Raw genomic sequence first — 11,357 nt, 5'->3', positions numbered from 1 at the left:
ATCTATCCATCCACCGTTGTGCCTACCAGTCCTGTGACTGCGACTGCGGCTGCGCCTGCTGGCTGATATTGAGGAGCACGCCGGTGGCCAGCAGCATCACCAGCAGGCTCGAACCGCCGTAGCTCACAAACGGCAGCGGAATCCCCTTGGTGGGCATCATGCCCAAAACCACCGCGAAATTGATCAGGGCCTGGCTGAGGACCATGGCGGTGATGCCCAGCGCCAGAAACTGCCCGAAACGGTCGGGGGCGGCAAAAGCGGCGCGCAATCCCCGCCAGCCGTAAGCCACGAACAGCGCGATGATCACCAGCGCGCCGAGGAAGCCCATCTCTTCGCAGATCACCGCGAAGATGAAATCCGTATGCGCTTCGGGCAGGTAGAAGAGCTTCTGCTTGCTCTCCATCAGGCCCACGCCGGTGAAGCCGCCGGAGCCGACGGCGATGAGCGACTGCAGCAGCTGAAAGCCCTTGCCCTGGGGATCGGCCTCGGGATTGAGGAAGCCGAGGATGCGGTCGTGGCGGTAACCGACGCGCATGATCAGGAGATAGAGCACGGGGATCGCCGCGGCGAGGCCGGCGCCGATCCATTTCGGGGAAAGCCCGGCGACGAAGAGGACCGCAAAGGCGATGAGCACGATCTCGACGGAGGTGCCGAGGTCCGGTTGCAGGACGATCAGGGCGAAAAACAGGAGCACCGGCGCGGCGGCGGGAGCCAAAGTCTGCAGCAGGTCTTTCTTGCTGAATTCGAGAGCCGTGGCCTGGCGGCGCTTCTGGCCAAAAAACCAGGCGAGATAGAGGATCACGGCGAGCTTGGCCAGCTCGGAGGGCTGGATGCCGATGCCGCCAAAGCGGATCCAGCGGTGCGTGGCGTGCGACTTATCCAAAAAAAAGACGCCCACGAGCAACAGGAAGACGACACACACCACGGAGAAAACCACGGCGGGCTCGCGCAGGCGGTGGTAATCGAGGCGCATGAGGGCCAGCATGCCCCCGAGGCCGAGGACCAGCCAGACGAGCTGGCGCAGGAGAAAATGCGCGGACTCCCCGTACTGCTCGCCGGCGGTGACCGCCGAGGCGCTGTAGACCATGACCGCACCGGCAAAGCACAGCGTCAGCGTCACTCCAAATAACCAGCGATCCATTTCGAGGCGGCGCGGCACGTTTACCCCTTTCCTGCAGGCGCATCGGCGGCCTGCGTGTTGCCCGGATTGCCGTTCTGGCCGTTGGCCCGGCCGGCGAGCTGGCGGACGAGCTGCTTAAAGACGCGGCCGCGGTGCTCGTAATTCTGAAACTGGTCGAAGCTGGCGCAGGCGGGCGCGAGGAGCACGACGTCGCCGGAACGCGCGCGCTGCGCGGCGATCTCCAGAGCGCGCTCGAGCGTGCCGGCGCGCTCGAGGGGCGCGCTGCCGGTGATCTGCGCGCCGATCTTGTCCGCGGCAGCGCCGATGAGCAGGGCCAGCAGGGCTTTTTCGCGCAGGGGCTGCTGCAGCAGGGTATAGTCGCTGCCTTTATCCTTTCCACCGAGGATCACCAGAAGGCGGCCGGGAAAAGCGTCCAGGGCCTTGAGCGTGGCGTCCACGTTGGTGGCTTTGGAATCGTTGTAGTAGCGCACGCCGGCGATTTCCGCGACAAATTCCAGGCGGTGCTCGACGCCGGCGAAGCTGCGCACGCCGCGGGCAATGGCTCCTGCGCCGGCGCCGGCGAGGTGCGCAGCCAGCGCCGCGGCCAGAACGTTTTCGAGATTGTGCGCGCCGGGCAGGCCGACGTCTTCGAGGAGCAGCAGGATCTCTTCTTTGCCGTCGCGGCGGAAGACGATTTCGTTTCCGCGCAGGTAAACGCCCTGCGCGACGCGCTGCTTGCGGCTGAACCAGAAGACCTGCGGGCGCGCGGGGGCATACTGCGCGGTGAGCGGGTCGTCGGCGTTGAGGAGAGCGCAGTCGGCTTCGGTCTGGTTGGCAAACATGCGCGCCTTGGCCCGGCCGTAGGTTTCCAGGCTGGCATGGCGGTCCAGATGATCGGGGGTGAGATTCAGGAAGAGGCCGATGTTCGGGCGGAAGGCCGCGGTGAGCTCCAGTTGGAAGCTGGAGAGCTCGACGACCGAGATGCTCGTGTCGCTGGTGACCTCCACGCGGGCGATGAGCGGCGTGCCGATATTTCCGGCGAGGATCACGGGCAGGCCCGCGGCTTCGAGCAGGTGGGCCACCAGCGAGGTGGTGGTGGTCTTGCCGTTGGAGCCGGTGATGCCGATGAGGCGGCCCTTCAGGAAGCGGCTGGCCAGCTCGATTTCGCTCCAGATGGGGATGCCCTGGGCGCGCGCGGCTTCGAGCAGCGGAGCATCCGCGGGAACGCCGGGACTGGGGACGATGAGGTCCTGCGCGAGAAAGGTTTCCGGGCGGTGCCCGCCGAGCTCGAGGGCGCAGCCGGCGGCGCGCAGCTTGTCCACCGGCTCGCCAATCTCACTGGCACTGCGCGATTCCGTGGCGGTAACGCGGGCGCCGCGCGCGGCGCAGAACAGAGCCGTGGCAATGCCCGTCCGCGCCAGTCCGACGACCAGCACGCGCTTGCCCCGAAGTTCGACTGTTTCCGGCATGCTTCCCGCAAAACCCCTTTGCAAAAATCGCCTAGCGCAACTTCAGCGTGGTCAGCGCGAAGAGCGCGAAAATCAGCGCCGCAATCCAAAAGCGCACGATCACTTTCGATTCGCTCCAGCCCAGCAGCTCGAAATGGTGATGGATGGGCGCCATGCGGAAGATGCGCTTGCCGCGCAGGCGGAACGACGCCACCTGCAGGATCACGGACACCGCTTCCACCACGAAGATTCCGCCCACGAAGAAGAGCAGGATCTCCTGCTTGATGATGACCGCGACCACGCCCAGGGTGCCGCCGAGCGCCAGCGAGCCCACGTCGCCCATGAACACTTCCGCGGGGTGCGCGTTGTACCAGAGAAAGCCCAGCGAAGCTCCCACCAGCGCGCCGCAGAAGACCGTAAGCTCGCCCACGCGCGGGATGTACTGAATCTCGAGATAGGTGGCCCAGCGGTAGTTGCTGCTCACGTAGGTGAGGACCGTGAGCGCGCCCGCGGCGATCACCGTGCAGCCGATGGCCAGGCCGTCGAGACCGTCGGTGAGGTTCACCGCGTTCGAGGAGCCCACAATGACCAGGGTCACGAAGACCAGAAACGGCACAAATGCCAGCGGCCACAAGTGCGCATGCCCTCGCAGGGAGTGGATGACCATGTCCGGGTGCAGGCGCTTGAAAAAGGGAAAGACCAGCTCGGTGGAATAGGCGCGAAACGCCGCCAGCACCAGCAGCACCACCCCGACGCCCACGCTGACCAGTCCCTGGAAGAAGAGCTTCCGGCGGCCGCTCATCCCGCGGTTGTGCTTCCGGGAAACCTTGGAATAGTCGTCGACGAAGCCGATGGCCGCAAACCCGAAGAGGGCAAAGAGCGCGAGAAGCACAAAGATGTTGGTCAGATCGGCCCACAGCAGCGTGGGCACCGCGGTAGCCAGAACGATGAGCACGCCGCCCATGGTCGGTGTCCCAGCCTTCTTGCGGTGCTCCTGCGGCCCCTCCTCGCGGATGTACTGGCCGATCTGCAGCTCGCGCAGCTTGCGGATGACCCAGGGCCCAAAGACCAGCGAGAGAAACAGCGCCGTGAGGCTGGCATAGGCGGTGCGCACGGTCAGATAACGAAAGACGTTGAAGGGGCTGAAAGTGCGGTGCAGCAATTCGTAAAGGAGGTAGTAGAGCATCTCAGTGCTGCGCCCCCTGGCGCGCGTTGGCCACGGGTGTGTGGCGGGCGAGCAGCGCCTCGACGATGCGTTCCATCTGCACTCCGCGCGAGCCCTTTACCAGCAGCAGGTCGCCCGGCTGCAGAAATGCGGCGAGAAACTCCGCGGCCTCGGCGGAAGAGGCGAAATGCTTCGTCTGCGCGCGGGGATGCCCGGCGGAGACCGCGCTTTCGGCAATTTCCCGGGCCTGGCCTTGCACGCTGAGGATCCAGTCCACCTTCCCGGTTTTCACGGCTGCGCGGCCCGCTTCGCGGTGCAGCTCCGGCGAGGCCGCGCCGAGCTCGAGCATTTCCCCGGCGGCGAGAATGCGGCGGCGGAAGCCCGGGGTGGCGGCGAGAACGTCGATAGCCGCTACCAGCGAGGCCGGGCTGCAATTGTAGCTGTCGTCGATGACCGCGGTGTCGTCGTCAAAGCGCAGCAGCTCCCCGCGCATGGCCGCGGGATGCAGTTGCGGGAAGACGCGCTGCGCCTCGGCCGCGCCCACGCCCCAAACACTGGCCGCGGCCAGCGCCGCCAGGGCGTTGGCGACCAGGTGCCGTCCGGGCAAGGACAGTTCGAGGCGCGCACGCCCGGCGGGCGCGACGTAGACGAACGCAGAGCCCAGCGCGCCGCGGTCCTCGATGGCCTCCACGCGGAACGCGGCGGGCTGCTCGACCCCATAGGTGAGCACGCTCCCGGGGGCAAACGCGGCAAAGGCCGCCACGCGCGGATCGTCGGCGTTGAGCACGGCCACGGAATCGGGACCGTTCAGACCTTCGATCAGCTCGCGCTTGGCCAGGGCGATTTCGTCGAGGGAAGCGAAAAATTCGAGATGCGCGGGGGTTACGCGCGTGACCACGCCCACATCCGGGCGGGCCACGGCCGCGAGGCGCGCCAGCTCTCCGCGCCGCGACATCCCCATTTCCAGCACCGCGGCTTCGTGCGTCTCTTCCAGGCGGCACAGCGTCAGCGGCAGTCCATATTCGTTATTCAGGTTGCCCTCGGATTTCAGGACGCGGAACCGCGCGCCCAGCAGGGCTGCCAGGATCTCTTTCGTGGTGGTCTTGCCCACCGAGCCGGTGACGCCGGCGATGCGGCGGCCCCAGGCCTGGCGCTGTGCGCTTCCCAGCCGCTGCAGCGCTTGAAAGGTGTCTTCCACGACGAGGCAGCGCGCGAGCACGGCTTCGGAAAAGCGCCCGGCTTCCGCGCGCGCCACCACCGCGGCCACGGCCCCGCGCTCCAGCGCGGCGGCCACGAACTCGTGTCCGTTATGACGCGGACCGTGGATGGCGATAAACAGGTCGCCGGCTCGAAGCGTGCGAGAATCAATCGAGACGCCGGCCATCCGGGCCAGGGGGGCGAGCCCGGGGCCCGGGGGAACAGCCAAAGCGCCAGCCACTTGTGTAAGCGTCCACCGCATAAAGTCCTCAAGGCACTGCTCTTACGCAGATTTACCGCACGTGCGTGGGGTCTCACCGGTTTTGAGGATTCCTCCTTTCGGAAGTCTGCCTCTGGCGCGCCCCGCGCTCCCTCCTATTCGGGAGAGCGCGTTACGTGCCAAACCCGCGTTGCCGCAAGGCGCGCCGCGCCATCTCGCGGTCGTCAAACTCCAAGGTGCGATCCGCCAGAATCTGGCGGTTCTCATGGCCTTTGCCGGCCAGCAGGACGATATCGCCGGCGCGGGCCTCGTCGAATGCCAGGCCGATGGCCTTTTCGCGGTCCGGTTCGATCAGATACTTTCCCGCGGTTTTCTGCATTCCCACCACGATGTCGCTGATGATCTTCAGCGGATCCTCGCTGCGCGGATTGTCGCTGGAGAGCACGGTGAGGTCGCTGAGCCGCCCGGCCACTTCGCCCATGACCGGGCGCTTGGTGCGGTCTTTTTCGCCGCCGCAGCCGAAGAGCAGGATGATGCGGCCCTTGGGATTAAGCTCGCGCGCGGTGCGGATGAGATTATCCAGCGCGTCGTCGGTGTGCGCATAATCCACGATGACCAGGAAGGGCTGGCCGAGGTCGATGCGCTGGAAGCGGCCGGAAACGTGTTCGAGCTGCGCGATGCCCGCGGCAATGAGCTCATTGGAAATGCCCAGACCCTGCGCCGCGCCGATGGCCGCGAGAATGTTGTAAACGTTGATGCGGCCCACCAGCGGAGACTGGATGGCGATCTTCCCCGCCGGGGTCTGCGCGCTGAAGGAGAGGCCGGCGAAGGAGAGGGCGAACTTCTTCGCGGTGATGTCCGCGGGCTCCTGCAAGCCGTAGGTGAGGGTTTGCTGAGCGAGGCCGGCGAGGCGCGGGCCGTAAGGATCGTCGGCATTGACGACGGCACAGCCCGGGGCGCCCGCGCCCGTGCCTTCGAAAAGGCGGCGCTTGGCGGCGAAATAGTCTTCGAAAGTCTTGTGATAGTCGAGATGCTCGCGGGTGAGGTTGGTAAAGACGGCGGCGGCGAAGCGGCAGCCCCACAAGCGGTCCATCGAGAGAGCGTGGGAGCTGGCTTCCAGCACGGCGTAGTTGCCGCCGGCGTCGCGGATCTCGGCGAAAAAGCCCTGGAGGTCCACGGACTCCGGGGTAGTGTTGGGCGCGGGATAGCAGCCGCGCGGGGTGTGGTATTCGATGGTGCCGAAGAGGCCGGTCTTTGCCCCGGAGGCCTTGAGAATGGCGTCCACGAGATGCGTAGTGGTGGTTTTGCCGTTGGTGCCGGTGACGGCGACGAGTTGCAGGGCCTCCGCGGGATGCCCGAAGAAGTTGGCAGCGGTGATAGCCAGGGCTTTGCGCGGCTCACGCACCTGGACCCAGGCGATCTGCGCCGGGAGTTCCGCCGGACGCGGCTCCTCGCTGGCAATGGCCAGGGCGCCGCGGGCGATGGCCTCGGCGACGTACTTGTGGCCGTCGGCCTTGGCGCCGTGCAGGGCGAAGAAGAGCGCGCCGGGCTGCACTTTCGCGGAGTGACAGACGACCTGGCGGATCTCGGCGTCCATCGCCACCGCCGCGGGGAGCCGCTCCACACCTTGCAATAGATCGCCGAGGTTCATGCTACGTTTTTCCCCTGCGCCCGGAAAAATTTCCGGGGCTTCCTCCCTGTGTGCATCCTTACATTCCGGGGCATTGCGCACTCCGCTGGTCATTTCTGTTTTCCTGTTCCGGTGCGGGGCTTCCGCTCCTGCGGCGGATTCTGCGCCGCCAACTGCGGCGCGCCGAAGCGCACGATGATCTTGCTGCCGCGCCGGACTTTGACGCCGGGCTGCGGCGATTGCTCGGTAACCACGCCGGTACCCACGAGCACGGGGTCGAGGCCGAGGCGCAGGCAGTCGCTGGTGACGTCGCGCATGGTTTTGCCCTGCAGCAGGGGCACGGCAATGTCGCCGCCTTGGTCCACCGCAATGGTGACGCTGGGGGGCTCCGACTCCGTCCTTTTATTAGATTCGGTCAGGGCCCCTTCGGGCTGTGCGGAAAAATCGACCGCGGCAAAATCTTCGAGGTCGCCGTCGTCGCGCCTGGAGCCGATCCCGGCTGGACCGCGGTAGGAAGCCAGCAGCAGGCGGCGGCTTCCAGGGACGTCGCGCGGCACATCCAGATAGGCCAGAACCTGTTCGGCGATGCGCTTGAAGACCGGTGCGGCCACCTGCCCGCCTTCGTGCAGTCCTACCGGCGAATCGAGGGAAACGAGTATGGTCACCGCCGGATTGTTGAGCGGCGCAAAGCCCGAAAACGAGGCGATGAGCTTGTCCGGGGAGTAGCGCCCGGTGGCCGGATCGATCTTCTGCGCCGAGCCGGTCTTGCCCGCGGCGGTCCAGCCGTCGAGGCGGGCCAGTTTGCCGGTACCATCCAGGATCACGCCTTCCATCAGCCGGCGCAGCGTCGCGGCGGTCTCCGGACGGATGACGCGCCGCGGCTCTCGCGGAGCCAGCGCGGCGGGCAGGGACGCCGCTTCCTCGCCGCGGCGGAGTTCCTGGACGACGCGCGGCTGGTACAGCAGACCGCCGTTGGCGATGGCGGAAACCGCGGTAACCAGCTGGATAGGGGTAACGCCGACCTCCTGCCCCATGGAGATGGAGCCGATGGAGACCGGGGTCCAGTTCTCCAGACGCCGCAGCAGCCCTTTGCTCTCGCCGGGCAGGTCCACGCCGGTGGGCGCACCGAATCCGAAGGCGCGGATGTATTCATAGAATTTAGGAGCGCCAAGGCGCAGAGCGATCTTGATGGCGCCCACGTCGCTGGACTCCGCCAGGATCTGTTTCACGCTGAGCAAGCCGAAGGGCTTGTGGTCGCGGATGCGGTGCCCGGCGATGTACACGGCGCCGTTCTGGCAATCGAAGACGTCGTCGGGACGGATGAGGCGCTCGTCGAAGGCCGCGGCCAGGGTGATGAGCTTGAAGGTGGAGCCGGGCTCGTAGAGGGCGCTGATGGCGCGGTCCATGTGGGCTTCGGCGGGGCTCTCGGCGGCGGCGTTGGGATTGAAGCGCGGCCAGTTGGCGACGGCCAGCAGCTCGCCGTTGGCCGGGTTCTGGACCACCACGGTGCCGGCCACGGCGTGGGTGCGCGCGATGGCTGCGGCCAATTCGCGCTCGGCGATGTACTGAATTTTTTCGTCCAGGGTCAGGACCACGCTGGCGGCGCCATCGCGCGTGGTTTCCGTGGCGTCGAACCAGCGGCGCCGGGCGTCGGACATGACCAGGATCTTTTCGGCTTTGCCGCGGATCTGGCGGTCGAGGGCGTATTCAATGCCGCCGATGCCCTTTTCGTCCAGGTCCACGTAGCCCAGGACGTGCGCGGCCAGCTCGCGCTTGGGATAGAAGCGCTGGTTTTCCTTCTGGAAGTAGATGCCGCGGAGATTGAGCGCGGCCAGAGCCTGAGCCTTTTCCGGGGGAAGCTTGCGGGCGATCCACACGAAGGAGCGCGAGGGATCGAGGCGCGCTTCGAGAACGTCGCGGGGGATGTGCAGGACGCTGGAGAGCAGGCGCGCAGCGAGCGGCGTGTCGCGGATCTCCGCGGGCACGGCAAAGGCGGAATCCACCGGGACGCTCATGGCCAGGGGATGCAGGTTGCGGTCGTAGATGGAGCCGCGGCGCGGGGTGACTTCAACGATGCGCTGCTGCTGGCGCTGCGCCCGGCCCAGATAGTCGCTGTAACGGAAAAGCTGCAGGTAGGCGAGGCGGCCGGTCACCGCCAGCGTCCAGAGCAGCACCACGCCGGCGACGAGCAGCAAACGGACGTGGGAACGGGGCGCTGACATGTCGTTTCAGGCCGGCCGGTGTTTTTCTGCCCTGCGCACCGCCGCTTGCATCCTTATTCTGGGTGACCGCAAAGCGGTCAACCCCCGGTTGGCTCGCGGGCCGTGCTGGCGTCCGCCCCGGCGGTTCTGAAACTGTTCCGCGGCTATTGCGCGCGGCCGGGCCGCGCTTCCTGCACGGCGGCCACTTCCGCGTCGCTGGGGCCGCTGCCAGCCTCCATCTGGTTCGGCAGAGGCTCGGTCAAGCCGAGCTGGCGGCGCGCGATCAGATCGATGCGGCTGGGATTGCGCAGACCGGCAACTTCCAGCTTGAGTTCCGTGTTGGTGGCCGAAGCCTGCGTCTGCCGGGCTTTCAAGTCCTCCAGCTGGAAACTGAGCTCGATGCAATTAAAGCGCTGGTAGCCGTAGCACAGGAAGAAAGCGGCGACCGCGCACCACAGGGCCACGGTGCGCGCCAGATCGCGGGTTCGCGCGGGCTGCATGGCGCGGACCAGCCGCGAGTTGTCGATGCGCTTGATGGTGTGAAATTCAGTCATGGCGGCCCGCTTCTTCCCAAGGAAACTCATATTTTCTCGGCGCAGCGGAGCTTCGCGCTGCGCGACCGGGGATTGGCGGCGATTTCCGCGGCCCTCGGGGGAATCACATGCTTGGTCAGGTTGCGCAGCACCCCCTGGCGCTGGCCTTCCCGAAAAGCCTGTTTCACCAGGCAGTCTTCCCGCGAGTGGTAGCTGAGCACTACCCAGCGTCCGCCGGAATTCAAAGTAGCAGGGGTCCGGAGAAGAAACTGCCCGAGTTCCTCCACCTCTCGATTCACCGCTATCCGCAGCGCCAGAAATGTTTTTGTCGCGGGATGCAGTCTCTGCCTTCCCCATTGCTTCCGGGCCCCTGCTACAACCGTTGCCAGGTGCGCGGTGTCCCGGATGGGACGCGCGCGGACAATGGCCCTGGCGATCCTTCTGGAATCGTGCTCTTCGGCTTCCCGATAGAGCAAATCGGCCAGTTCCTGCTCCGGCCAGCGATTCACAATCTCGTCTGCGGTCTCGGCGTCGCGGTCGTCCATGCGCATGTCCAGCGGACCCGCTTCGCGAAACGAAAAGCCGCGCTCGGCGCGGTCAAGCTGCATGCTGGAAACTCCCAGATCGGCCAGCACGCCGTCCAACGGCGGCAGCTCCAGCTCCTGCACGACCGTCGCAATCCTCGAAAACGGCGACTGCACCAGCGTCACTGTCGCCCCAAAGCTCTTCAGGCGCTCCCGCGCCAGCTCGATAGCCCGTGCGTCCCGGTCCAGGCCGATCAACCGCCCGGAGGTCAAGTGCCGCGCGATGGCTTCCGCATGGCCGCCGGCGCCCAGGGTGGCGTCCAGATACGTTCCGTCGGGCCTGATTCGCAGCCATTCGAGCACCTCCTGCAAGAGCACCGGCGTGTGCGGCGCTGTCAAATTCTCCCTGCCCTGGCTTTGGCAGCCTCAAATCCCCAGGTCTTCCAATGCCTTGTCGTCGTCATCGGTGTACGGCGAATTTTTCAGGTCTTCCATCACTCGGCTATGGTTCATGACCTCGAGATAGTCGAGGTTGCCGAAGACGTCCACTTCGCCCTTCATCCGCGCGGCCTCGCGCAGCACCGCGGGCACCAGCACCCGGCCCTGCCCGTCCACTTCGACCGTCTGTCCGAAATAGCTGGTGCGCATCAGAAACTTCCTCTTGGCCCGGTTCTGCGAGGAGACTTTAGCCAGCTTGTCCTCGATCTCAGACCAGACTTTCATCGGATAGATCCGCGCCGATTCCCCCGTGGTGCTGGTGATGTAGAACTGGTTCCCGTACTCCTTGAGCGCGTCGAGAAACACGGCGGGTATCTTCAACCGACCCTTCTCGTCGACCTTCGCCGGACAGTTCCCCCGCAGTTTCATGTGTTTGGCTCAAAGTGTGGCAGCGATTATGGCGAATCACCACGACCCTCTAATGTCCTCTACTCTTCTCTACTGCTCACCACTTCCTTCCACTTTGTGCCACATAATAGACTGGATTCCGGGCTTGTCAAGGGGAATTCTCAATATTGATAAAAATATTTCGCAGGCCGAAGCAGAAAGTGGAACACCCTGCGCAGCGCGGAAAAATAGCCCCTAGGGATTGCGCTCCGGGGGTCCGGAGCGACGAGGATTGGTGGTGGCCTTGCTGCTCCCGGTGCGAGTCACAGCATGCGCCGGTGGGAGCCAGACCAGGCTCACGCGGCGGAAACCTGGCGCGGGCAGAATGGGCCGTGGAAAAAACCTCTTGCGGCAGCGAGGGCAACGTTATACTGCGCGGGTCGCGCCATCTGAGCGGGCGCGGCGAGATGACCGCTCGCAGGGGGGTGCACCAA

General features: G+C 65.8%; 9 protein-coding genes. All 9 read right to left on the bottom strand.

Annotated elements, in window-relative coordinates:
• Positions 1–22: 22 nt before the first annotated feature.
• A complete protein-coding gene (gene ftsW / locus LAN61_06660; GenBank protein ID MBZ5540187.1) occupies positions 23–1,159 on the bottom strand; it encodes a putative lipid II flippase FtsW in 1,137 nt (378 codons plus the stop codon).
• A gap of 2 nt (positions 1,160–1,161) precedes the next feature.
• On the bottom strand, positions 1,162–2,589 hold the full coding sequence (gene murD, locus LAN61_06655; GenBank protein ID MBZ5540186.1) for a UDP-N-acetylmuramoyl-L-alanine--D-glutamate ligase: 1,428 nt from the start codon (positions 2,587–2,589) through the stop codon (positions 1,162–1,164).
• A 31-nt stretch (positions 2,590–2,620) separates the two neighbouring features.
• Positions 2,621–3,754 carry a phospho-N-acetylmuramoyl-pentapeptide-transferase gene (gene mraY, locus LAN61_06650; GenBank protein ID MBZ5540185.1) on the bottom strand — a complete coding sequence of 378 codons (1,134 nt, stop codon included), beginning with the start codon at positions 3,752–3,754 and terminating at the stop codon, positions 2,621–2,623.
• A 1-nt stretch (position 3,755) separates the two neighbouring features.
• Positions 3,756–5,159 (bottom strand): UDP-N-acetylmuramoyl-tripeptide--D-alanyl-D-alanine ligase, encoded by a 1,404-nt coding sequence (locus tag LAN61_06645; GenBank protein ID MBZ5540184.1) that lies wholly within the window; start codon positions 5,157–5,159, stop codon positions 3,756–3,758.
• 163 nt (positions 5,160–5,322) lie between these two features.
• Positions 5,323–6,801: a UDP-N-acetylmuramoyl-L-alanyl-D-glutamate--2,6-diaminopimelate ligase gene (locus LAN61_06640; protein MBZ5540183.1), complete on the bottom strand. Its 1,479-nt coding sequence runs from the start codon at positions 6,799–6,801 to the stop codon at positions 5,323–5,325.
• A gap of 89 nt (positions 6,802–6,890) precedes the next feature.
• Positions 6,891–9,002, bottom strand: coding sequence for a transpeptidase family protein (locus tag LAN61_06635; GenBank protein MBZ5540182.1), 2,112 nt, complete (start codon positions 9,000–9,002; stop codon positions 6,891–6,893).
• 143 nt (positions 9,003–9,145) lie between these two features.
• The gene (locus LAN61_06630) at positions 9,146–9,535 is read right to left on the bottom strand and encodes a cell division protein FtsL (protein MBZ5540181.1); all 390 of its coding nucleotides are present in this window, start codon (positions 9,533–9,535) and stop codon (positions 9,146–9,148) included.
• A gap of 26 nt (positions 9,536–9,561) precedes the next feature.
• A complete protein-coding gene (rsmH, locus tag LAN61_06625) occupies positions 9,562–10,437 on the bottom strand; it encodes a 16S rRNA (cytosine(1402)-N(4))-methyltransferase RsmH (protein MBZ5540180.1) in 876 nt (291 codons plus the stop codon).
• Between the two features lie 27 nt (positions 10,438–10,464).
• Positions 10,465–10,905, bottom strand: coding sequence for a division/cell wall cluster transcriptional repressor MraZ (locus LAN61_06620; protein MBZ5540179.1), 441 nt, complete (start codon positions 10,903–10,905; stop codon positions 10,465–10,467).
• Between the last annotated feature and the right edge of the window lie 452 nt (positions 10,906–11,357).

It is taken from the genome of Terriglobia bacterium (genome assembly GCA_020072785.1).
Lineage (GTDB): Bacteria > Acidobacteriota > Terriglobia > Acidiferrales > UBA7541 > Acidiferrum.
Note: the sequence above shows the minus strand (reverse complement) of the source record. Positions and strands in the feature narration are given on the sequence as shown.